The organism is Hyphomicrobium sp. GJ21, assembly GCF_001006785.1.
GTDB lineage: Bacteria > Pseudomonadota > Alphaproteobacteria > Rhizobiales > Hyphomicrobiaceae > Hyphomicrobium_B.
The window spans coordinates 1,021,803-1,043,243 of record NZ_CDHO01000003.1; the positions used below are offsets into that span (position 1 = coordinate 1,021,803).

The 21,441-nt window shown below is 61.2% G+C and carries 24 protein-coding genes; 22 read left to right on the forward strand and 2 right to left on the reverse strand.

Annotated features, from left to right (window positions below; translation table 11 throughout):
* Positions 1–3 precede the first annotated feature (3 nt).
* Together HYPGJ_RS13090 and flgF are read right to left on the reverse strand one after the other, a co-directional pair.
* Positions 4–1,374 (reverse strand): FliI/YscN family ATPase, encoded by a 1,371-nt coding sequence (locus HYPGJ_RS13090; RefSeq protein WP_083984124.1) that lies wholly within the window; start codon positions 1,372–1,374, stop codon positions 4–6.
* Between the two features lie 19 nt (positions 1,375–1,393).
* Positions 1,394–2,116, reverse strand: a complete 723-nt coding sequence (gene flgF / locus HYPGJ_RS13095) for a flagellar basal-body rod protein FlgF (RefSeq protein ID WP_046847541.1) — start codon at positions 2,114–2,116, stop codon at positions 1,394–1,396.
* A gap of 184 nt (positions 2,117–2,300) precedes the next feature.
* Here flgF and motA point away from each other — a divergent pair, with 184 nt between their 5' ends.
* The 22 genes from motA (at position 2,301) to HYPGJ_RS13205 (ending at position 21,163) form a co-directional block, all read left to right on the forward strand.
* Positions 2,301–3,185 carry a flagellar motor stator protein MotA gene (gene motA, locus HYPGJ_RS13100; protein WP_046848398.1) on the forward strand — a complete coding sequence of 295 codons (885 nt, stop codon included), beginning with the start codon at positions 2,301–2,303 and terminating at the stop codon, positions 3,183–3,185.
* A 79-nt stretch (positions 3,186–3,264) separates the two neighbouring features.
* Positions 3,265–4,239: a FliM/FliN family flagellar motor switch protein gene (locus HYPGJ_RS13105; protein WP_244466128.1), complete on the forward strand. Its 975-nt coding sequence runs from the start codon at positions 3,265–3,267 to the stop codon at positions 4,237–4,239.
* A gap of 98 nt (positions 4,240–4,337) precedes the next feature.
* Positions 4,338–4,760 (forward strand): FliM/FliN family flagellar motor switch protein, encoded by a 423-nt coding sequence (locus HYPGJ_RS13110; protein ID WP_101536156.1) that lies wholly within the window; start codon positions 4,338–4,340, stop codon positions 4,758–4,760.
* A 9-nt stretch (positions 4,761–4,769) separates the two neighbouring features.
* Entirely contained in the window at positions 4,770–5,780 is a 1,011-nt protein-coding gene (locus HYPGJ_RS13115; protein WP_046847542.1) for a FliG C-terminal domain-containing protein, read from the forward strand.
* 23 nt (positions 5,781–5,803) lie between these two features.
* Complete coding sequence (locus HYPGJ_RS13120) at positions 5,804–6,886, forward strand: flagellar type III secretion system protein FlhB (protein ID WP_046847543.1); 1,083 nt, start codon at positions 5,804–5,806, stop codon at positions 6,884–6,886.
* A gap of 13 nt (positions 6,887–6,899) precedes the next feature.
* The gene (locus HYPGJ_RS13125) at positions 6,900–7,322 is read left to right on the forward strand and encodes a hypothetical protein (RefSeq protein WP_046847544.1); all 423 of its coding nucleotides are present in this window, start codon (positions 6,900–6,902) and stop codon (positions 7,320–7,322) included.
* Between the two features lie 107 nt (positions 7,323–7,429).
* Positions 7,430–7,807 carry a flagellar basal body protein gene (locus HYPGJ_RS13130; protein WP_046847545.1) on the forward strand — a complete coding sequence of 126 codons (378 nt, stop codon included), beginning with the start codon at positions 7,430–7,432 and terminating at the stop codon, positions 7,805–7,807.
* A gap of 2 nt (positions 7,808–7,809) precedes the next feature.
* On the forward strand, positions 7,810–8,229 hold the full coding sequence (flgC, locus tag HYPGJ_RS13135; protein ID WP_046847546.1) for a flagellar basal body rod protein FlgC: 420 nt from the start codon (positions 7,810–7,812) through the stop codon (positions 8,227–8,229).
* Positions 8,226–8,552, forward strand: coding sequence for a flagellar hook-basal body complex protein FliE (locus tag HYPGJ_RS13140; RefSeq protein WP_046847547.1), 327 nt, complete (start codon positions 8,226–8,228; stop codon positions 8,550–8,552). Before flgC ends, HYPGJ_RS13140 begins: the two co-directional genes overlap by 4 nt.
* Positions 8,553–8,563: 11 nt before the next feature.
* Positions 8,564–9,352: a flagellar basal-body rod protein FlgG gene (gene flgG / locus HYPGJ_RS13145; protein WP_046847548.1), complete on the forward strand. Its 789-nt coding sequence runs from the start codon at positions 8,564–8,566 to the stop codon at positions 9,350–9,352.
* Positions 9,349–9,810 (forward strand): flagellar basal body P-ring formation chaperone FlgA, encoded by a 462-nt coding sequence (gene flgA, locus HYPGJ_RS13150; RefSeq protein WP_046847549.1) that lies wholly within the window; start codon positions 9,349–9,351, stop codon positions 9,808–9,810. Before flgG ends, flgA begins: the two co-directional genes overlap by 4 nt.
* Positions 9,807–10,910: a flagellar basal body P-ring protein FlgI gene (locus HYPGJ_RS13155; protein WP_046847550.1), complete on the forward strand. Its 1,104-nt coding sequence runs from the start codon at positions 9,807–9,809 to the stop codon at positions 10,908–10,910. Before flgA ends, HYPGJ_RS13155 begins: the two co-directional genes overlap by 4 nt.
* Positions 10,907–11,512: a MotE family protein gene (locus HYPGJ_RS13160; protein WP_046847551.1), complete on the forward strand. Its 606-nt coding sequence runs from the start codon at positions 10,907–10,909 to the stop codon at positions 11,510–11,512. The genes HYPGJ_RS13155 and HYPGJ_RS13160 overlap by 4 nt, the downstream gene beginning before the upstream one ends.
* Positions 11,496–12,236 (forward strand): flagellar basal body L-ring protein FlgH, encoded by a 741-nt coding sequence (gene flgH / locus HYPGJ_RS13165; protein WP_046847552.1) that lies wholly within the window; start codon positions 11,496–11,498, stop codon positions 12,234–12,236. The genes HYPGJ_RS13160 and flgH overlap by 17 nt, the downstream gene beginning before the upstream one ends.
* Before the next feature lie 12 nt (positions 12,237–12,248).
* On the forward strand, positions 12,249–12,761 hold the full coding sequence (locus HYPGJ_RS13170) for a flagellar basal body-associated FliL family protein (protein WP_046847553.1): 513 nt from the start codon (positions 12,249–12,251) through the stop codon (positions 12,759–12,761).
* Positions 12,758–13,501 (forward strand): flagellar type III secretion system pore protein FliP, encoded by a 744-nt coding sequence (fliP, locus tag HYPGJ_RS13175; RefSeq protein WP_046847554.1) that lies wholly within the window; start codon positions 12,758–12,760, stop codon positions 13,499–13,501. The genes HYPGJ_RS13170 and fliP overlap by 4 nt, the downstream gene beginning before the upstream one ends.
* Before the next feature lie 220 nt (positions 13,502–13,721).
* Positions 13,722–14,675, forward strand: a complete 954-nt coding sequence (locus HYPGJ_RS13180) for a flagellin (protein WP_046847555.1) — start codon at positions 13,722–13,724, stop codon at positions 14,673–14,675.
* Positions 14,676–14,852: 177 nt separating this feature from the next.
* Positions 14,853–16,538, forward strand: a complete 1,686-nt coding sequence (gene fliF, locus HYPGJ_RS13185; protein WP_046847556.1) for a flagellar basal-body MS-ring/collar protein FliF — start codon at positions 14,853–14,855, stop codon at positions 16,536–16,538.
* A 29-nt stretch (positions 16,539–16,567) separates the two neighbouring features.
* On the forward strand, positions 16,568–17,122 hold the full coding sequence (locus tag HYPGJ_RS13190; protein ID WP_244466131.1) for a hypothetical protein: 555 nt from the start codon (positions 16,568–16,570) through the stop codon (positions 17,120–17,122).
* Entirely contained in the window at positions 17,119–18,396 is a 1,278-nt protein-coding gene (locus tag HYPGJ_RS13195) for a MotB family protein (protein ID WP_046847558.1), read from the forward strand. Before HYPGJ_RS13190 ends, HYPGJ_RS13195 begins: the two co-directional genes overlap by 4 nt.
* Positions 18,393–19,667, forward strand: a complete 1,275-nt coding sequence (locus HYPGJ_RS13200; RefSeq protein ID WP_046847559.1) for a hypothetical protein — start codon at positions 18,393–18,395, stop codon at positions 19,665–19,667. Before HYPGJ_RS13195 ends, HYPGJ_RS13200 begins: the two co-directional genes overlap by 4 nt.
* Entirely contained in the window at positions 19,664–21,163 is a 1,500-nt protein-coding gene (locus tag HYPGJ_RS13205; RefSeq protein WP_046847560.1) for a flagellar hook-length control protein FliK, read from the forward strand. The genes HYPGJ_RS13200 and HYPGJ_RS13205 overlap by 4 nt, the downstream gene beginning before the upstream one ends.
* Positions 21,164–21,441: the final 278 nt, after the last annotated feature.

Below are 21,441 nucleotides of genomic sequence, written 5' to 3' on the forward strand. Positions count from 1 at the left end.
TCTTTACCGCGATGGCGGAGCATTCGCGCGCGGGTTCGACAGGGTTTGAGCGAGAAACGCAAAAACATCCTCGACGGGCGTTTCGTTGAGATCCTGCTTCAGCGCATCGTAGACGCGCGGCACGGTTTCGAGCGCCCGGTCGAGCGTCAGGTCGCTGCCGGGCCGGTAGCCACCGATGGCGCGGAGATCGCGCGTATCTTCGAAACGGGAAATGCTCTCGATCAGCTGTGTCGTGAATTGCGATTGCTGTTTCGTTCGAATTTTCGGCGCTAGCCGCGATAGCGACGCCAGCGGATCGACAGCCGGCAATCGCCCCTGGCTTGCGATGCTCCGCTCCAGCACGATGTGCCCATCGAGAATTCCGCGTGCCGCGTCCGCAATCGGATCGTTGTGATCGTCGCCGTCGACGAGCACTGAAAGAATGGCCGTGATCGTGCCCGCGCCCTCTTCGCCGGTTCCGGCGCGCTCCAGAAGTCGTGGCAGCGCGCTGAAGACGCTCGGCGGATAGCCACGCGCGACGGGCGGTTCATCGGACGCGAGCGCCAGTTCGCGCATGGCGTGCGCATAGCGCGTCAGCGAGTCGATGATCAGCAGGACGTTCTTGCCCTGATCGCGATAATACTCCGCAATGCACATCGCGGCGGCGGGCGCCAGGCGGCGCATCATCGGGCTCTCGTCCGAAGTCGCGACAACGGACACGACGCGATCGCGCGAGGCGCTGAGCGTATCGTCGAGAAAATCGCGAACTTCGCGACTACGTTCGCCGACGAGCGCGAGAACCGTCACGTCGCTCGAAGGGGCGCGGCTGAGCATGGCGAGCAACGTCGATTTGCCGACGCCCGAGCCGGCGAAGATGCCGATGCGCTGACCCGCGCAGATCGGCGTGAAGAGGTCGATCGCCTTGACGCCGGTCTTTAATTGTTCGCCGAGGCGGCTCCGGCGCATCGCGGCCGGCGGGCTGCCTTGAATCGGAACGGCGCGATCGCCCGCGATGAGCGGCCCCTGATCATCGATGGGATGCCCGAGCGCATTCAGCGTCCGCCCAAGCCACGACTCGTGTGGCGACAACGTCAGCTGGCCCGACAGTGCCGTGACGGATGCGCCAAGCTCGATCCTGTGATCGGCGATGAACGGGGTGACGTTGATGACCTGCGCTTCGATGCTCGCGACCTCGGCCAGCACCGATCCGCCAATGCCCGCGATCGAGACCGCATCGCCGATAGAGACGAATTTCGACAGCCCGGTCACGACGATGTACGTCGGGCTGATGCGCGCGACCCGACCCGAAACCCGATGCGCCGGCCGGCGCGCCGCCGCGAGTGCCAGCATGGCGTCGAGCCGGTCGAACGCGGACGCCGAAGCTGCTGCTGTCACGGGCGGAGCCTATGGGTCATTACGAGCCCGCGATCGTCTTCAGTGAATCCTGCAACGAGGATTCCGTTTCGCGCAGTACGTTGCTGACGGCGTCGAAGCTTCGCTGCAGCGTCGTCAGATGCGTCATTTCGAGGATGGGATTGACGTTCGATTTCTCGACGTATCCCTGGACGACGCCCGTTCGCAAAAAGTCGATCTCCGGCACTGCGGCCTGATCGGTGATGACGGATGCGCCGTGGCCGCGCGTCAGATTTGCGCCCTGCGGCATGCGATAAAGTCCGAAGGCGCCGAGATTGTTGCCGTCCTGCACGATCGTACCGGCCTTGTTGATCGTGATGCGCCCCCCGTCAGGATCGAGCTGCACCGGCGAACCGCCCGCGTCGAGGAACGGATCGCCCGACAGGTTGGTCAGAATGCCGTCGGCGCGCATCTGCATGCGGCCGTCGCGCGTATAGGCCGGGCCGGTCGGCGTCTGTATCGCAAGCCAGGCATCGCCCCGGACCGCGATGTCCAGGGGATTGTCGGTCTGAGTAAGCTCGCCGCCTTCGTTCGAAAGATGGGTCCGGCCCTGGGAAACGAAGCTGACGGCCGTCTGCCCGGATTTCGAGAGCACCTCTTCGAACGACATTTGTTCGGCCCGAAATCCGGCCGTCCCGGCGTTCGCGACGTTGTTGGCGACGGTATCGAGCCGGCGCTGCAGCGCGAGTTGCGCGGAAAGCCCGACGTAAATGTTCGATTGCATGGCTCGTTGGTCTCGCGGGCGCTGTTCGGACTTCGAGAGTTCGGCCCACCGAATTTAGGGATGCGAGCTTGTGGGGGCCTGACGCCGATGTGAGCCCTAACGCCGCTCAGGCGGCCGGGTAAGTCCCGCGCAAGGCGAAGCGCCCCTTATGGGATATCCGAACGAAGCTCTTGAGGGTGCCCGCGTGACAATCCTGATCGGCCTATTCATCACCCTGGCTTGCATGTTGGGTGGCTTCACGGCCATGGGCGGGCACGTCATGGTCATCTGGCAGCCCTGGGAATACGTCATCATCTGTGGCGCCGCGCTCGGCACGTTCGTCGTCGCAAATCCTATGAAAACAATCAAAGATTGCGGCAAAGCCACCACTCAGGCGTTCCGCAACGACGTGCCGACGATGGGAGAGCACATCGAGCTGCTGTCGCTGCTCTTTTTCATGATGCGCGAGCTGCGCGACAAGTCCCGGGCCGAGATGGAAATGATCATCGACGCGCCACAGGATTCGGAAGTCTTCAAGCGCTCGCCGAGCGTCACCGCCAATGACGAGCTGACGACATTCATCTGCGACTATTTCCGCTTGATCATCATGGGCAATGCCCGCACCCACGAGATCGAATCGTTGATGGACGAAGAGATCGAGACGGCGCGCCACGACAAGCTCAAGGCCTATCATGCGCTTGTCGCGGTCGGCGACGGCCTTCCGGCTCTCGGCATCATCGCCGCCGTGCTGGGTGTTGTGAAGGCGATGGGCGCGATCGACCAGTCGCCGGAGATTCTGGGCCACCTCATCGCATCGGCCCTCGTCGGCACGTTTGCCGGCATCTTCTTCTCTTATGCGGTCGTCGGCCCCCTCGCGACGAAGGTCAAGATTGTGCGCGAAAAGCGGCTGCGCTCGTACGTCATCGTCAAGCAATCGCTGCTGGCGTTCATGAACGGCGCCATGCCCCAAGTTGCGATCGAGCACGGACGCAAAGCCATTTCCGCTTACGAGCGGCCGACGATCAACGAAGTCGAAGCGGCAACGATCAGCGGCGGTGCGCGGGCAGCCGAGAGCAAGAAGGCAGCCTGATGATGTCGCGCAGCGCCCTTCCGAGCTCGAAGCCATCGCTGCCGGCTCAGCGTGACTGCGCTCGTTCAACCGGACGGGGATGCCCGTGACGGTCGATGCTCCCGCCGAGCTGATAGCCGCGCACAAGTCGCTGGAGCGCGCCCTGTCGGCTGGGCAAAACCGGCCGGATCGGCTGCCGGGGTTGCAAACGATCTTCGGTCAGTTGCCGCGCATCATGGTCGAGGAACTCGGCAGCGTTGCGTCGTCGCCTCTGAAGGCGCGGCTGCTCGATATTTCGGCGTCGACCATCGGAGAAAGCTGCAATCTGCCGCCCAACACCTATGCCGGCGTTGTTCGCGCCGAGCGCTGGCGGAACTGGCTGTATTTCATTTCCGATCCGACGCTCACCGTGCTTTTCGTCGAATCGGCGCTGGGATGTGAAGGTCTTCCGGCTGGAGGCCTCGCCGAACGCAATCTGACGAAGACCGACGCCAACATCCTCCGCGTGATGTTCAAGCGCGTCGCGCGCGCCCTGACACACGCGTTTTCGCTGCTCGTCGACGTTCAGCTCGACCTTGGCGATGTCGTCGATAAGATCGAACTCGAGCCACAACTCAGCACATCGTCGCCCGTCATCTCGGTGCGCCTTGCGATCGAATATTTCGGCCAAACCGGAATTTTGACCATCGTCATTCCGCAAGCCGCGATCGAGCCTGTCCGCGATTTGCTGGCCGCCGCTTCCGCGGGAGAAGCAGCCGGCGCCGCACCGCCGTCGGCGCGGGCATATGACGACACATCGTGGTCTAAGCAACTCTCGGAAGAGATCGCGCGGGCCTTCATCGGGCTCAACGGCATTCTTGAAGAACGGCCGATCTCGCTTGGCGAAGTCCAGCGCTTTGCCGTTGGGTCCGTCGTCGAGCTGACGAGTACGTCCTTGGCGCGCGTCCGCCTCGACGCGGATGAAATCCCGCTGTTCTGGTGTGAATTGGGCAAGCGCGACGGCACGCTGACGTTACGGATCGAAGACGATTTCGATCAAAACAAAGAGACGATCGATGAATTCTACGGCCTCTAGATGTGCACATGACACAAGGCTGCGGCAGGGTTGAGCGGTAATTATCGCGAATTGGGCGACTAGCGAATCGAAGGCACAAGGCAATGGCGGCGAGCGACATGGACGAAACGGAGCATGGGGGCGAGCCTGCCGTGCAAGACTTCGATCAGCCCTTTGCCGGCATGGGCGCGACCGGTTTTGGCGACGGCGAAAGCTCAGTGGGTTTCCCGGACATCATGCCTGCCGGCTCGGAGGCTGGCGGCATGGAAGAACCGCACATCGAAGTCGACAATAGCGCCATGATCGCGGGCCTGCCCGTGATGATGAAGGTCGTGCTCGGCTCGGCGAAGATGCCCGTCGCGACACTCGCGAAGCTCGCCAAGGGTTCGGTCGTCAAGCTCGACAAGATGGTCGGCGATCCGGTCGATATTCTCGTCAACGGGCATCTGATTGCGCGCGGCGAAGTCGTCATCCTCAATGAAGCATCATCGCGCTTCGGCGTCGTGCTGACGCAAGTCGGCAAGATCAGCCCGGGCAAGTAGGCAAAACGCATGATGCCGCGAGACGCCGGACCCGATTCGCACAATCCTTCTCGTCCGCTGACGGGCGCGGAGAAAGTCGGCGTACTGCTGCTCGCGCTCGGCAAGGAGCGGGCAAGCGGCCTCCTCAAAAAATTCAACCCGGAAGAGCTGAACATCATCGTTCGCTCGACCGAGGTGATGCCGACGATCTCGGCTTCGGAATTGGAAAAGATTGTCGAGGAATTCGAAAGCCAGCTTGGCCTCGGAACGCCTTTCGTCGGACGCCCCGAAGACGTCAAGCGGCTCGTGACGGATGTCATCACCGAAAACAAATCGTCGCTCGATGCCGACTCATTCGTAACGCATCAGGATATCTGGGCGCGATTTGCGGGACTTCCCGACGATATCCTGCATGGCTACATGAAGGCGCAGTCCCCGCAGGTCGCGGCCTATTATCTGGATCGCCTCGGTAGTGAGCGCGCCTCCGGCATTCTAAAAAGTTTTTCGCCCGCCGAGCGCAACGATTTGATGAATCGCATTCTCGGGCTGGGACAGGTCGCGCCGCAGGTTATCGAAGCCCTTGAGACGTCGCTGCACGCGGAGCTGTTCGACAACGATCGCCGCTCTTCGGACAAGCATCTGACCATGGCCGGCATTCTGAACAACATGGACAAGGATGAGTCGGCCGCCATCCTGCAATATCTGACGTCGATCAAGCCGAAAGACGCCGAAGCCATCCGCAAGATGCTCTTCAAATTCGAAGATCTCATCATGCTGCCCGCGCGCGCCATGACGGTGCTGATGGACGGCATTCCGGTTGAGCGGACTGTGATTGCGCTGCAAGGCGCGGACTCTGAGCTTCAGAACAAAGTCCTGGCCGCGCTGTCGCCGCGTGCGCGCCGCATGGCCGAAGCGGAATTGCAAGGCCCTGCCAACGTGGCCGCGCGCGACGTTGCGGAAGCGCGTCGCGCAATCGTCGATTCTGTTCTGCGCCTCTCGGCGGAAGGCAACATCGAAGTTCCGTCTCAAGAAGCCGCCTAACGCGGTAGCGACAGGATCTTCCCGTGTCCGAACAAGATCAACAAAGCCGGACAGAGGAAGCGACCGATAAAAAGCTTCTGGACGCGCGCAACGATGGCAACGTGCCGTCCTCGCGCGAAGTCCCGAACTTCCTGTATCTGATGGCGGCGCTGCTCGTGATCGCCGTCCTCGGACAAACCTTCGCAAGTCATCTCGGCAGCCTGCTCGTCGGACTGCTCGCGAACGCCGGCTCGATTCGCCTCGGAAACGGCGGCGATGTGATGCTGCTGTTCGATGTCGTCGGCAAAGCGGCGGCTGTCGTCACCGCGCCGATCATTCTGGCATTCGGCGCCGCGGGCGTGATTGCATCCGTGGCGCAAAATCCGCCCATTCCGATTGCAAAACGCGTCATTCCCGACATCTCGCGCCTGTCGCCGGCCAAGGGCCTGAAGCGGATATTCAGTCTTTCCGGGCTTTTCGAGTTCCTGAAGCTGTCGCTCCGGCTCGTCGTCGTCGTCGTCACCAGCGTCGCGATCCTGATGTATATGTGGCACGACTTCACGAATTCGATCTGGAACGATCCGTCCGCCATTCTGACGCTGTCGCAGAAAAGCGTCGTCGCGCTTCTGATCTCCCTTGCGCTCCTGTCGTTCACGCTCCTGATTTTCGACCTGCCCGTCGCGCATGTGCTGTGGCGGCGCTCGTTGCGCATGGCGCGGCAGGAAATCAAGGACGAGCAGAAGCAGATGGAAGGCGATCCGCTGATGAAGGCGCGGCGCCGCTCCATCGCCAAAGCCCGCTCGCGTCAGCGCATGTTGAAAGGCGTGTCGAAGGCGACCATCGTGGTCGCCAACCCGACCCACTTCGCCGTCGCGTTGCGTTATGTGCGCTCCGAAGGCGGCGCGCCGCGCGTCGTCGCCAAGGGACAAGACCTGATCGCGCTGAAAATCCGCCGGATCGCAGAAGAAAATGCAATTCCGGTCATCGAAGACAAGGCTCTCGCAAGGTCCCTCTATGCAAAAGTAGAGGTGGATCAAATGATCCCTGCCGAGTTCTACCGTGCCATCGCGGAAATCCTGATCCGCCTGCAGGCACGGCGAAATCGCCAGAACCCTGTCCGCACCTGAAGGGCGCCCGTCGATGATACAAAAGGTTCGCGTCGATCACTCTTTCGAACGTGAGCGAATTCTGGGCGATAGCGTTCGCAGCGTCGCCGCCGATTTGCGGATGATCGACCTGCCCGACATCGTCACGTTCCTGAAATCCGGCCAGATCGGCTGCGTCAGCGCGCTGGTGCAGGCCTCGATCGAGCTGTCTTTCAAACCCGAAACACTGAAATTCGGCCATTCGGGCGACGTCTATCTCGACTGGGGTGACGAGCCGCGCGTTTCATTCGACATGGAATTCCATCATCAGGCCATCCATGTCTATTTCCGTTTGATGCTCGAAGCGGAAGAAGCTGGCGTCGAGATTACCTACATCTCATTCGATGGCGAATCGCTGGCGCCTGACCAGAACACCACGCGCCTGCACGAAGCGCTCGGCGAAGCCCGTCTGAACTGAAATGTCAGCCAACGGCGTGTGCCGCGGCGCACGTCCGCCGGCATCTGTTCAGGCCGACGCAAGCTGGCGCATGCAAACAAGGGTAGAGCCATATCGAGGATCGCCCAATGCAGCCGCTGCAACTCTTTGACCTGGCGTTTCGCCAAAACGAGTGGCTAGCACAGCGCCAGTCGGTGATTTCCCAGAACGTCGCGAACGCCAATACGCCGGGATACAAAGCGCGCGACGTCGAAAGCTTCGAGGATGCGATGCGTAAAGCCGTCCCGATGGCGGTTACGAATCCCGATCACTTCGCGCCCGCGGGCGATGGCCTCGTTCAGGCCCGCGACAACGATCCAAACCAGGCCGAGGTTCTCGTATCCGGCAACGACGTCAGCCTGGAGCAGGAATTCCTGAAATCGGGCGAGGTGATGCGCGGCTATAGCATGAACACGCAGATCATGCGGACCTTCTCCGGCATGCTGCGCTCGGTTACGAAGGGCTGAAGATGAGCGATCCTCTCATCGCATCGACGAGATCCGCGGCCTCCGGGCTCTTCGCGCAGTCGGCGCGCATGCGGGTCGTCTCGGAAAACATCGCGAACGCATCGACCACCGGCAAGACGCCCGGCGCCGATCCGTATCAGCGCAAAACGATCAGCTTTCAGAGCGTGATGGACGAAAACGCGGGAGCCGACCTCGTTCAGGTCGACCAGATCTCGCGCGATGAAACGCCGTTCGAAACACAATACATGCCCGGCAATGCCGCCGCCGACAGCAATGGCATGGTCAAGATGCCGAACGTCAACATGATGGTTGAGCTCGCCGACATGCGCGAAGCCTCGCGCTCGTACACCGCGAACACACAGGTCATCAAACAGGTTCGCGAACTCGTTTCCATGACCATCGATCTTATGAGGTCGACATGAGCTTATCGATTGCGATGCTGTCACCTGAGATCAATCGCATCGGCGGCACTGCGCCGACGACCGCGCCGGCGATCACCCCGCCCGCATCCGCCGGTTCGGCGCCCCAGACCAGTTTCGCCGACACGCTTGCGTCAATGGCGACTGACGCGATTTCGACGATCAAGGCCGGCGAGACGACGGCAACGGCCGGCATGAAAGGCCAGGCCTCGCTGCAGCAGGTCGTGCAGGCCGTCATGATGGCCGAGCAGACGCTTCAAACGGTGGTGGCGGTTCGCGACAAAGTCGTGGGCGCGTACCAGGAAATCAGCCGAATGCAGATTTGAGGACGTAATCGATGAGAGCGCTTTCAATTGCCGCAACCGGCATGTCGGCACAGCAGACGAACGTCGAAGTGATCGCCAACAACGTCGCGAACATCAACACGACGGGTTTCAAGCGGGCGCGTGCCGAGTTCACCGATCTGCTTTATCAGACCGATCGCGCCGCCGGCACCATGGCGCGCGACGATGATACGATGATCCCCGAAGGCAACCAGATCGGCCTCGGCGTGCGCACCGTCGCGATCCGTCACCTTTCGATGCAGGGCGCGTTGTCGCCGACCAGCAACAAGCTCGACTTGGCGCTCGATGGCAGGGGCTATTTTCAGGTTCAGGGCGAAAACAACGAAATTCTTTATACTCGCGACGGTGCGTTCAATAAGGATGCGAACGGCCAGCTCGTGACGCTCGACGGCAACGTCGTCATTCCCAACATCACGATTCCGTCCACCGCAACGGACGTTCAGATCAATGCGTCCGGACAAGTGTACGCGATCATCGGCGCGACGGGGCAGCAACAGCTTCTCGGTCAGTTGAGCATCGCCAACTTCGCCAACGAGGCGGGTCTCGATGCCCTCGGCGGCAACCTGTTCCGTGAAAACCAGGCGTCGGGCGCCGCCGTGATCGGCAATCCTGGCGATTCCGGATTTGCGAAAATCCACCAGGGTTATCTCGAAAGCTCGAACGTCGATCCGGTGAAGGAAATCACCGAGCTGATAGCGGCGCAGCGCGCTTATGAGATGAACTCGAAAGTCATCAGCGCCGCCGACGACATGTTCAGCACCATCACCAAGAACATGCCATGATGAAATCTCTCGCGCTCGGCACAGTTATCATGATGGGGTTCGCTGGCGCGGCATTCGCCGACGATGCCCTGCGCACGGTTTTCGTGCCGAACAACGTCATCTATCCCGGCGACATGATCACGGCCGATGCGCTCGTCCAACGCCAAGTCCGCGTCAGCTCCGGCAATATGGCCGTCTTCGGCGAAAATCCGAAAGACCTGATCGGCAAGATGGCGCGACGCACGCTGCTGCGAAACGAGTATGTGCCCCGCTCCGCCGTGCGCGAGCAGGACGCCGTTCTGCAAGGCAAGCCGTACAAGGTCATTTACAATTCGGAATCGCTCTCGATCGTGGGCGAAGGCATCGCGCAAAAAGCCGGCGCGGTCGGTGACATCATTTCAGTGCGCAATCCCGCCACCGGCGTGATGTTCAAGGCACGTGTGCAGGCGGATCAAACGCTGGCGGTCGACGAGCAATGAGAATTTGCGTCGCATTGCTGCTGTTCATTCTCGGCGCGGGCTCGGCCGCTGCCGCGACGCGTATCAAGGACATCACCGACGTCAAAGGCATTCGCACCAACCAGCTCGTTGGTTACGGCCTCGTTGTCGGATTGAACGGCACAGGCGACACGCTCCGCAACTCGCCCTTCACGCAGCAATCCGTGCAAGCGATGCTCGACCGAATGGGCGTCAATATTCGTGGCTCGCAATATGAGCCGCGCACGCGCAACGTCGCCGCCGTGATGGTCACGGCCGAGCTACCGGCGTTTGCGAGCAAAGGCTCGCGCTTCGACGTCACGGTGTCGTCGATGGGCGACGCAAAATCGCTTGCGGGCGGATCTCTGATTTTGACGTCGCTTTCGGGTGCCGATCAGGTGATCTACGCCGCGGCACAAGGTCAGATCACGATCTCCGGCTATCTTGCGAAGGGCGCCGCCGAAAGTATCACATCGGGCATTCCGACCCGCGGACGCATCCCGAACGGCGCCATCGTCGAACAGAACGCTCCGGGAATGCCTGTCGAGGGAATGCCGCTGGTTCTTGAATTGCGCAATCCGGATTTCACGACCGCGATCCGCATTCAGGATGCGATCAATTCCTTCGCAGGCCAGCGCTACGGCATGAAAGTCGCGAGGGCAGAAGATTTCCAAAGCATCACGCTCAGCCGCCCTCGCGGTCTGTCTGCGACGCGTCTGTTCGCGGAAATCGGCGAGATCACCGTCGATCCCGATCAGACGGCGCGCGTCGTCATTGATGAAAGAACGGGCACGATCGTCATCGGCAGCGAAGTGCGCATTTCGACCGTCGCTGTGGCGCACGGCAACATCACCGTGCGCGTGAAGGAGCAGCCAAGGGTTTCGCAACCGCTCCCGTTCTCGAACGGGGAGACGGTGACGGTTCCCGACACCGAGGTGGACGTCCACGAAGCCGGTGGCAGTATCGAAACCGTGCGTGGCGCGAGCCTGCGAGAACTCGTCTCGGCGCTCAACCGCATGGGTCTGAAGCCCATCGGCATCATTGCGATTCTCCAGGCGATGAAAACGTCGGGCGCGTTGCAGGCGGAGCTGGTGGTGCAATGACGACGTCTGAGCATCATCGGTCCAGCTTATCGCGCGTCGCGTGGTGTCGTGCCGTCGTGTCGGTTTTTGTGCTCGTACTTTTTTGCGCGGCCCCCGTCACTGCTTCGGAAGACTCCAAAGGTGACAAGGACAGGCAGGCGGCTGACTCGCTGCCGTTGCCGCCGGTCACGCCGCAGCAGTTGAGCCCAGCGGAGCAATACTGCTCGAGCGTCGTCGATGCGACAGCCGCCGCGCAGATCGCGCAGCAGACCAGCAATCTGGAAAAGGCCAGCAAGGAGCTTGCCGGTCGCGTCGCCCTTCTCGACGCCAAGACGGCGGAGCTGAAAAGTTGGGTCAAAAAACGTGAAGATTTCACGGCGAAAGCGACCACAGCGCTCCTCGACATCTACAGCAAGATGAAGCCGGACGCGGCGGCGCATCAGCTGACCGAGATGAATGAGCTGACTACCGCGGCGATCATCGCCAAGCTTTCCCCCAAGGTCAGCAGCCTCATTTTGGCGGAAATGGACACGGCGAAAGCCTCACGCATTACGGGAATCATTGCCGGCGCGAGCGAGGTCGCGGCGAAGCTGGAGTCGATGGCCGATGCGCAGCATAAATAGGCCAAGACCGAGCGCACTTTGGGCGACGTGCCTGGCGCTTTTGCTGCCGGCCTGCGCATTAGACCAGCTGAAAGAAGTCAGCCGCGAGCCGGTCATGTCTCCGGTTGGAAGCGGCTTGCTGCCGGAACGCCTGCCGCATGTTCAGCTTCCTGTGACGAAGGCCGCGTATACCTCCGGCAATTCGACGTGGCGCGATTCCGGTGCCGATCTTTTCCGTGATGCGCGCGCCTTCAAGAACGGCGACGTCGTCACTGTCAAAGTCCAGATCAAGGATCAGGCGACGCTCGGCAACACGCTCAACCGCAAACGCGATTCGAGCGTCGGCCTCACGTCCTCGCTCGACTATGATCTTGGTTTCGGCGGCGCCGGCGGTTCCGGTTCCGGCAGCCTGAACGGCAATCTCGATCGCACGACGTCGACGGATTCAAAGGGCGGCATCACGCGGTCGGAAAATATCAACCTGCTCGTCGCCGCTGTCGTCAGCGAAGTTCTGCCCAACGGCAATCTGGTCATCAGCGGCACGCAGGAAGTCCGCGTCAACTTTGAGGTTCGCGTCTTGAGCGTCGCGGGCATCATCCGGCCGCGCGATATCTCGACGGACAATCAGATTTCCTACGACAAGATCGCCGAGGCGCGTGTGTCCTACGGTGGCCGCGGTCGCGTGATGGAGGTTCAGCAGCCTGCTTACGGCCAGCAGATCCTCGACATCATAGCGCCGTTCTAGGACCGGATCGGCATGGCGCAGGCGCTCATACCAAGCAATGGACCTGCTCCGAGCGCCGCGCCGAGCACGGCGGACCTCGTCAAATCCATGATCGCGGCGGTTATTCTTGGGGTCGCGGGCGGCGGCGCATTTGGATATTTCGCTGTTCCGGTCGGCCCTGCACCGGCGCCTGTCGAAGAAGCAAAACCTGCGAGCGTCGCGCCGGAAGCGCCTTCGGCCGGACGGTTTCCGAGCGATGCGCTGGAAATCTCGATCCCTTCGATCATTGTTGACTTGAGTGGTGAACCGAAGGCGCGAGTCCGCCTGGACGTTTCGATTGTCGCCGTGCATGGCACATCAGACGGCAGTGTGCTGAAGAACGAGGTTCGCGAGGATATTATCGCCTACCTCAAGGGGCTGACGGTCGCGGACATTCAGGGCGTCAGGGGCCTGCAGAACTTGCGCGAGCAACTTGAAGATCGCGCGAAGATTCGTGGTCGTGGCGCGATCCTGGGATTGTTGATCGGCGGGTTCGTGATCGAATGAGCAAGCGACTGTTCCTGCTGGCGCTCGCTCTCTCGGCTCTGACGCCGACGATGGCGTTCGCCCAGACGATCGACCTCAACACGCTGTTCCCGGCAGGCGACGCATCGGTCTCGGGACGTATCGTCCAGTTGCTGGTCGTGATGACCGTACTGTCGGTCGCCCCCGGTCTCCTGATGATGGTGACGTCGTTCGCGCGGTTCGTGATCGCGCTGTCATTCCTCCGCTCGGGCCTTGGGCTTCAGACGACACCGAGCAATATGATTCTCGTCAGCCTTGCGCTGTTCATGACCATGTTCGTCATGGCGCCCACGTTCCAGGCGGCCTGGGACAACGGCGTCAAGCCGATGGTCGAGAACAAGATCAGCCAGGAAGAGGGCTACACACGGACGACCGAGCCGTTCCGCGCCTTCATGAAGGCGAACGTCCGCGAGAAGGACATCGCGATTTTCCAGGACCTGTCGGCGGAGCGCTTCGGCGAGGCGAACAAAGCCGGCCCCGACGACCTTCGCGTCCTCATTCCAGCGTTCATGGTCTCGGAGCTTCGCCGCGGCTTCGAAATCGGTTTTCTGGTGACGCTGCCGTTTCTGGTCATAGATCTTGTGGTGGCAACGATCATGACCGCGATGGGCATGATGATGATGCCGCCCACAGTGGTGTCGCTACCACTTAAGATATTGTTCTTCGTTCTAGTCGACGGCTGGAGCTTGCTCGTCGGCGCGCTCGTCAAATCCTTCACATAAAGCCGGTGACGTTTCCGCGCGTCCGTTGTGCCTGGGCCTCATAATAGTTTCGCCCGGCGCCCCCGCTGGTAACCATTAAGAAATAACTCTCCGGTAATTCATGGGCCCATGACAGAGTGGTCGAGTCGAGCCACAGGCATGAAGCCGATCTGCCAAGCCGGCAAACCCGGTATGTCCCCAGTAACGCGCATATTAAGTGCCGAGTAGAAGGACAAGGGACATGGGCATGAATAGCATTAACACGAACGTCGCAGCTATGACCGCGCTGCAGTCGCTGCAGCAGACGTCGAAAGACATGTTGACCACGCAGAGCCGCATTTCGACGGGCTTGCGCGTTGCTTCAGCTTCCGACAACGCCGCTTATTGGTCGATCGCGACCTCGATGCGCTCCGACAACGCCGCTCTTTCGACGGTTCAGGACGCGCTCGGCCTCGGCAAGGGCACCGTCAACGTCGCCTATACGGCGATGAACAGCAGCATCGATCTCGTCTCGCAGATGAAGCAGAAGCTTGCTGCAGCTCTCGGACCGGGCGTTGATCGCAGCAAGATCCAGTCGGACATCACGGAACTCCAGAACCAGCTCAAGGGCGTTGCCGATTCGGCAAGCTTCTCTGGTGAGAACTGGCTCTCGGTCGACTCGTCGGCCACCGGCTACAACGCGACGAAGTCGATCGTTTCGTCGTTCACGCGCAACTCGAGCGGCGCAGTCTCGATCGGCTACATCACGGTCGATACGTCGAAAGCCGTTCTGTTCGACGCCGGCACCGGCACGGGCTCTGGCGGCATCCTCGACTCGCAGCGCGACTCGACCGGCGCCGTCGTCTCGACGGGCGGCACGTCGATCATGAACATCGACATCAGCTCGCTGGACAACAGCGCTGCCGACCAGGCGACGCTCTCGGGCTACGTCCAGGCGGTTTCCAAGGCACTCGACGAGATGACCTCGGCAGCCACCGGTCTCGGCGCCAACCAGACGCGTATCAATCTGCAGAGCGACTTCGTGTCGACGCTGCGCGATTCGATCACGACGGGCGTCTCTCAGCTCGTTGACGCTGACATGAACGAAGAATCGACGAGACTTCAGGCCCTGCAGGTTAAGCAGCAGCTCGGCGTCCAGGCGCTCAGCATCGCCAACCAGTCGAGCCAGAACATCCTCTCGCTCTTCCGCGGCTGATGAATAAGGATCGGCGCTGAGGCGCCGAACCACTCTCACGTCCCTTCTATCAAGACGGGTCGCCGGTCAGCGCCTTGGTTGCCTTTGCAGCCGTGGCGAGGACCTGGCGGCCCGTCACCTTTACACAAGGTTCGCTCTCTACCGTCGGCTTGGAACCATGCCGGTAGGGTCCGAAAGATGGATTGGCGCCAATTCCAGAATCTATACAGCAGTCTCAAAGGTTTGGGACGGCAGCGCCTGATGGCGCTTGGCGCAGCGGGTTTCCTCGTCTTCGCGCTGATCTCGATCGGAAGCTACTTCGCGTCGCGTTCGAGCTTCGAGACGCTTTACGTCGGCCTGACGCCGCCTGACATCTCCAGCATGGGCCGCGAGCTGGCGCAGGCCGGTATCCCGTTCGAAGCCAGTCTCGACGGAACCAAGCTCGGTGTTCCGGTCGGGCAAGCCGAGCAGGCGCGCGCCCTGCTCGCGGAAAAAGGTCTGCCCGGAAGCCCGAATGCAGGTTACGAGCTGTTCGACAAGCTCGGAGCGCTGGGTCTTACCTCGTTCATGCAGGAAGTGACGCGCGTGCGCGCACTCGAAGGCGAACTGTCGCGCACGATCCAGTATTTGAAAGGCATCCGCGCCGCTCGCGTCCACATCTATCTTCCGGACCAGAACGGTCTGAGGACGAAAAAGCAGGCTCCGACGGCGTCCGTCGTCATCAAGACCGATGTCGCGAGCGATGCGACGGCGGCGCCCGCCATCAAGCATCTCATCGCTGCCGCTATTCCTGATATGAAACCGGACGACGTCCAGGTCATCGGCACCGACGGAACGTTGCTCGGCGGCAGCGGCAGCCCAACCGGCGATGTTCCGGTCCAAATGCTCGATCTCGAGCGCACCATCTCGACGCAGGTGCAGGACAGCGTGCGCCGCGCCCTGTCGCCGTACCTCGGCATCGACAATTTCGAAGTGAGCGCAATCGCGCGTCTGAACATCGACAAGCACCAGACGACGGAAACGAAATACGACCCAGAGTCCAAGGTCGAACGCTCGACGCGCGTCATCAAGGAAGCGCAGAGTTCGACCGATGGCTCCGGCAAAACCGACGTCAGCGTCGAGCAGAATATTCCGAACGAAGCGCCGGCGACAAAAGAGCAAAACAAGCGCGCGCAGGACCGCAAAGAGGAAACGACGAACTACGAGATCAGTTCGCACTCCGCCTCCACCACCAGTGAAGGCTACAAGGTCGACAACATCTCGCTCGCCGTCGTCGTCAACAAGAAGCGTATCGCTGAAATCATCGGCAAGGACGCCAAGACCGAAGATATCGACAAACAGGTTGCCGAGATTGAGAAAGTGGCGCTGTCCGCCGCCGGTCTCGACACCAAGCGCGGCGATCGCATCAGCGTTGCGGCTGTCGAATTCGCGCAATCACCCTTTGGCGATATCACGGCGCCCAGCACCGACTGGAGCGTGATGCTGATGGGTCTTGCGGGAACCGGAATCAAATCACTGACCATTCTTCTGGTCGCAGCCATCGTCGTCTTCGCCGGCTTCAAGCCAGCGATGCGTCTGTTGCTGACCGGAAGCGCAGCGACCGCCATCGAAAGCAATGGCACGGTAGCGGCGCTCGCAGGACCGGCGCTCGCGGATGCTGGCGGCGTCGCGGCGCCTCTCGACATGCCCGAGATGGCATCGCCGCTGCTTGAACCCGGGGCCAATCCATTCGATTCCGATTTCGGCTCGTCGGGCTTCGCGGGCGATGGAATGTCGTTCGGCCGCTCGCTTGCGTTTGGTCCCGTCGAGAAGCTTGGCGCGATTATTGATCGTGACGAAGATCAGGCCACTGCCATCATGAAGCATTGGGTCAAGAACGGATGACCGCCAGGGTGCTCAGTCGGGCATTTCCAATGCTTTCGGACTTCGATCATCCGAATGCCGCTGCAGTGAAGCCTGACCACGAAACGGAACTCAAGACGGCGTTCGACGACGGCTACCAGCAGGGATTGTCCGAAGGCCGCGCCGAAGCGCAGGCGGATGCGGAAGTGAGGCTGGCGGAAGCGGAGACGCTGTTTCTCGAACGCCTCAACCTCGAACGCAACGGCTTCCGGCAGGAATGCGCCGACGTCCTTGCGGCCCGCTTGGAAGGTGCCGTGAAGCTCATTGAGCGCGCGGTCGGCGAACGCGTCGCAACGCTGATTCGTCCCTGGATTGTCGAACAACTGCGGGAGCGCGCCGTGCAAGACCTCGAAGCAGCGATCACACGGGCGCTCGTCGAGGGCGCCAAAGTCCATATCGAGGCTCCGGCGGAAATGCTGGAGCACCTGCGCAGCTCGCTGCCGAACGACGCGTTCCAAATCGGCTATTCGGAAAGCACGTCCTCCGACGTTCGAGCGCATATCGAGGACACCGTCATCGAAGCGAACATTGCCGCGTGGATTTCTGAGCTTGAGGCGGCGACATGAGCAACGGCCAGGAAGACGTTTCATCGCAACCGCTCGTCATCGTACGCCGCCGTCGCAGTCACGACGAAGAGCATCACGGCGGCGTCTGGAAGATCGCCTATGCCGACTTCATGACGGCCATGATGGCGTTCTTTCTCGTCATGTGGCTGATCAATGCCGCCGATAAAAAGACGATCGTGCAGGTCGCGGCTTATTTCAATCCGATGCGGCTGACGGATCGCTTCGCCGCGCCCAAGGGCCTCGAAGATCTGAACGAGATCGATGCGAAGCAGAGCGAGGAGAAGACCGAAAAGGGCCTGAGCGAGCACCCGGATCAAGCGCAGAAACGCAGTGCGCCCAAGGCGGGCAAGGCAAACGTCGGCGAGGGGATGGACGAAGAAGCGCAAAAGAAAAGCGCGTCCGCCGGCGGCAAGAGCGCGGAGGCGCAGAAAGAAGAAGCGCTCTTCGACAATCCCGGTCAGCTTCTGGACAAGCTTGCAGACGAAGCCAAGGCCAGCCAGTCCATGACGGCGCCAAGCGCGTCGGACAACAATATCAGCGATCCGTTTGATCGCGCCGATCGCCGGACCGGAAAGTCGTCGGCTACCGAAAGGCTTGCGTCGCAACCCAATCCCGCGCCTGCGGCACCACAAGCGGCAACTGCGAAGGCGTCCCCGCCGCCATCCGGCGTGGCAGGCAAGGACGTCGCGAAGAATGCGCGCGCGCTGGAGGCTCAAGATACGAAACAGGCCGCTACCGCGCTCAATGCCAAAGACCAGAATGAGGCCGCAAATGCGCCGAAACCTTCAGATGCGAGCGCCGACGTAGCCGAGGAAGCAAAAGCCAAAAAGGTGCAGGACGACATCAGCAGTGCCTTGGCGAAAGGTTCCCGTGCCGCGCCCGAGATCGAGGTGAAGGCGACGTCTGAAGGCTTGCTCGTCAGTTTGCTCGATGACGCCGACTTCGGCATGTTCGAGGTCGGCTCCGCGAAGCCGCGTCCCGCGTTGGTTCTCGCCATGAGCAAGGTGGGTGACGTTCTGAAATCTCTGCCTGGCAGCATCGTCGTCCGCGGGCACACCGATAGTCGCGCCTACAAGAACGGCAACTACGACAACTGGCGTCTTTCCGCGGCGCGTGCGCAAATGGCTTATTACATGCTCGTGCGCGGCGGCATTTCTGAAACGCGATTTTCAGCAATCGAAGGCCGCGCCGACCGGGACCCTAAAAATCCCTCCAATCACGAAGCACCGGAAAACCGCAGGATCGATATCCTCATCAAAGAGGCCAAGAAATGAAGCGTCTGGCGTTGATCGCTGGCGCTGCGGTCGTGCTTGCCGGCATAGGGGCAGGCGCGTATTTTTATGTGCTGCCGATGTTCACGTCAGGCGACGCAGCGACGTCGCAACCCAAAGTCAGGGCCGCAGCATCGCCGGGCGATCTGGGCGTCAACACCGAAAAGGGCGCCGAGCTTCGCCGACTGCTCGCACGCTTGGGAGCCGTGCAGGATCTCGTTGTGCACGGCGACGATGGCGCACTGGTCGATCAGGGCCGCCTCTTGTCGGAAATCTCAACTATCGTGCGCGCTTTTGAGAAGCCCGATTGGGACAACTATGCGCAGGTTCGCGACGCTTTCGTTTACGTTTTGAGCGGCGGCGATTACGCGGTGCTGAAGCCGCTGGCGAACGACGAGACGCGCTACGAAGCCGATCGCACGCTGGCGCAAGGCATAATCAAATACGCGCAGGGCCAGACAAGCGCGGCGCGAAAGCTCTGGGCCGACGTCGAACCGCGATCCGTCGATGTCAGTTTGGTCGGACCATTCGCGCTGGCGCGAGCGTCGCTCTATATCGGCAACGACGATGCTAAAGCTGTCGGGCTCCTCGATGAAGCCCGTCTCGCCTGTCCGCATACCGCAATCGAGGAAGCGGCCGTTCGTCGAGAGATTCCGGTGCTTGTCAGCAAAGGTGACACGCATCGCGCCATGCTGCTGCTGACCGACTATCTCCGGCGATACGGAAGATCGATTTACGCCTGGAAACTCTTTCGCGATTTTTCGGCTGCGGCCGCCAAGCGCGACGAATTCGATAGCCGCGATATGGTCGAGAAGCTGACGGAAGCAACGTCAACGGCAGACCGTCAGTCGCGCATCGATCTGCTCCTTGCGATGGCGGCCGCAGCATTGCCGTCGGGCCGCATAAGTCTGGCTCAGGCCGCCGCGAACGAAGCGCTGACATTGAAACCCGATAACGCCGAAGATCTCGACCGGGCCATGCTGTATCAGGCCGCTGCGAACGCGCCGAGCACGCGCGCGGCCGAAGCGCTGTCGGCATTGCGCCAAATCACGGCCGATCGCCTGACCGGCAATGACGTCGAAATCCGTGAGGTTGCGGGCTACATCGCGCAAACGGTCACGCAGAATAAATTTGCGGCAGCGGGCGACGCTCGCAATGCGGAGATGGACGTTTCGCGCGCGGCAACGGAGCTGTCGCGCGTATCGACGGCCGTCAAAAGCGCCGATGCCGCCATCGAAGAAGCCAACATGATCATGTCTGGGACCAAGAAATGACCGAAGTCGCTTCGCGCGCCGCACAGGGCCAAAGCATCATCGATACGATTTCAGGTCGGAGCCCGGCACAAACATATCGCGGGTCGAGGCCGAGTCCGAAGTCGCAGGATACTGACGTATCTAGCGATCGGGTGCGCGATCGTCCCGCCGGGCAAGCAAACGTTCGCGAACAGCGCACCAATCCCAAATCGGTCGACAAGACCACGAAGGTAGATGAAAAATCTCAACGCGAAAGCCGATCGGACGATGATGCGCTGACGTCGTTCGAGGCAACCGTCGACACGCTCGGCGGCCAGGAAGCGCAGCCCGCTCCGGCTTCGATAAATCCGCCGCTGGGATGGAGCGCTCCGCCCGCAACCGTGCCTGCGCCGGAGACGGCATCGAACGACGATAGCGCCGCGACGAGTGTCACGAACGCAGCGATTCCCGGCCACATCCTCAAACAAGCCAGTGTCGTTGCGCTGCTCGAGACGAGGCAGCGCCTGATGGCGGCGCAGGACACGACGCCGGCGCCGCATTGGGGCCCCGCCGAGTCCGACGTCGAAGAAACAGTCACGATGCCCGTGTCGGTTCAATCGCGCGAGGCGCATTGGGTTTTTGACAATAGGAATGCCGGATCGGACAGCCGGATGTTTGACACGTTGACGAACAAGTCCAACGCGGAAAACGCCCTCTCGTCGTTGAGCGCTGCTGCCGGGCGGAAAAGTGATGCGGGCGCACCCAAGCTTTCGACGGATATGATCGGCGCCGCACGAAGCGCGGAGCCGCAGCCGACGACCGGTACAGCGCCGCAGCAAAACTTCAGCGATACGCAAGGCGGCGGAGCGGGATCACACAAAGAGTCCGCAACGCCGGACGCAGGCGCGCGCCGGATTCTGGACGCATCCTCATCCAGGCCTGTCGAAAACATCACGCAGGATGTTCCGGAAACACCGCCTCCCCTGTCTGCCGCGACACAACAGGTTCGCAGCGGCGTGCTCACCGCGCTTGCTGGCGACCACACCAGCGCCGAACCATTCACCCCGCGGCAACCAGCCGATCAGCCTCCGGCTGCAGGCTACGTTTTGCGAAGCATTGATTTGACGCTTTCACCGCCCGATCTCGGCACGGTCAGATTGAAACTCAGCCTCAAAGCCAGCGCTCTCGATATTGACGCCGAGGCATCCAAAGCGGCGACAGCCAAGCTGCTCGACGATGACCGAAAGGGTTTGGAGCAAAGTCTGCGCGACGCCGGCTACGATGTGAAGAATCTGAAGATTTCGGATATCTCGTCCAGCTCCAATTCAAACTTGAACAGCTCACTGAACAACGGCAGTTCGACGTTCCAGGATGGAAGCCAGGCGCGCGCAAACTTGGGTGGCCGCCAGGACGAGGGGATGCCGCGGCGCGAGGGTGAAATGCCGGATCAATCGCAGCAACGACGACGCAATGACAGTCAGCAGCCGTCGAGCGCTGACATTGCAAGCGGCAGGCAGGCAAACGCGATCTATATTTAGGATCTGTTGATATGACGCAGCAGGAATCGCTCGGAGCGGGATTGCGCGGCCCGTTTGATTTGGCCGCCGATACGATCGAAGAAGAGCTGGTCGAAAACTGCCCGGGGGCCTACGCCCTCGGCTTCATCGATAATTTAGGCCGTTTCTCGATCACGTTCGTCGGCAGCGACGGCAGCGATCTGAAGTCCATATTGAAGCAGCGAATTGGCACGGCATCGCAATTCAAGTTTCGCCACTTCGCGCAGCCGCAGCAGGCTTTCGAAAAAGAGTGCGAAATG

Bases quoted from the DNA above. Each gene is read 5' to 3' on its own strand.
- flgF (WP_046847541.1), bottom strand. From the start codon at position 2,116: ATGCAATCGAACATTTACGTCGGGCTTTCCGCGCAACTCGCGCTGCAG.
- HYPGJ_RS13105 (WP_244466128.1), top strand. From the start codon at position 3,265: ATGCCCGTGACGGTCGATGCTCCCGCCGAGCTGATAGCCGCGCACAAG.
- HYPGJ_RS13110 (WP_101536156.1), top strand. From the start codon at position 4,338: ATGGACGAAACGGAGCATGGGGGCGAGCCTGCCGTGCAAGACTTCGAT.
- HYPGJ_RS13115 (WP_046847542.1), top strand. From the start codon at position 4,770: ATGATGCCGCGAGACGCCGGACCCGATTCGCACAATCCTTCTCGTCCG.
- HYPGJ_RS13125 (WP_046847544.1), top strand. From the start codon at position 6,900: ATGATACAAAAGGTTCGCGTCGATCACTCTTTCGAACGTGAGCGAATT.
- HYPGJ_RS13130 (WP_046847545.1), top strand. From the start codon at position 7,430: ATGCAGCCGCTGCAACTCTTTGACCTGGCGTTTCGCCAAAACGAGTGG.
- flgC (WP_046847546.1), top strand. From the start codon at position 7,810: ATGAGCGATCCTCTCATCGCATCGACGAGATCCGCGGCCTCCGGGCTC.
- HYPGJ_RS13140 (WP_046847547.1), top strand. From the start codon at position 8,226: ATGAGCTTATCGATTGCGATGCTGTCACCTGAGATCAATCGCATCGGC.
- flgG (WP_046847548.1), top strand. From the start codon at position 8,564: ATGAGAGCGCTTTCAATTGCCGCAACCGGCATGTCGGCACAGCAGACG.
- flgA (WP_046847549.1), top strand. From the start codon at position 9,349: ATGATGAAATCTCTCGCGCTCGGCACAGTTATCATGATGGGGTTCGCT.
- HYPGJ_RS13155 (WP_046847550.1), top strand. From the start codon at position 9,807: ATGAGAATTTGCGTCGCATTGCTGCTGTTCATTCTCGGCGCGGGCTCG.
- HYPGJ_RS13160 (WP_046847551.1), top strand. From the start codon at position 10,907: ATGACGACGTCTGAGCATCATCGGTCCAGCTTATCGCGCGTCGCGTGG.
- flgH (WP_046847552.1), top strand. From the start codon at position 11,496: ATGCGCAGCATAAATAGGCCAAGACCGAGCGCACTTTGGGCGACGTGC.
- HYPGJ_RS13170 (WP_046847553.1), top strand. From the start codon at position 12,249: ATGGCGCAGGCGCTCATACCAAGCAATGGACCTGCTCCGAGCGCCGCG.
- fliP (WP_046847554.1), top strand. From the start codon at position 12,758: ATGAGCAAGCGACTGTTCCTGCTGGCGCTCGCTCTCTCGGCTCTGACG.
- HYPGJ_RS13180 (WP_046847555.1), top strand. From the start codon at position 13,722: ATGGGCATGAATAGCATTAACACGAACGTCGCAGCTATGACCGCGCTG.
- fliF (WP_046847556.1), top strand. From the start codon at position 14,853: ATGGATTGGCGCCAATTCCAGAATCTATACAGCAGTCTCAAAGGTTTG.
- HYPGJ_RS13190 (WP_244466131.1), top strand. From the start codon at position 16,568: ATGCTTTCGGACTTCGATCATCCGAATGCCGCTGCAGTGAAGCCTGAC.
- HYPGJ_RS13195 (WP_046847558.1), top strand. From the start codon at position 17,119: ATGAGCAACGGCCAGGAAGACGTTTCATCGCAACCGCTCGTCATCGTA.
- HYPGJ_RS13200 (WP_046847559.1), top strand. From the start codon at position 18,393: ATGAAGCGTCTGGCGTTGATCGCTGGCGCTGCGGTCGTGCTTGCCGGC.
- HYPGJ_RS13205 (WP_046847560.1), top strand. From the start codon at position 19,664: ATGACCGAAGTCGCTTCGCGCGCCGCACAGGGCCAAAGCATCATCGAT.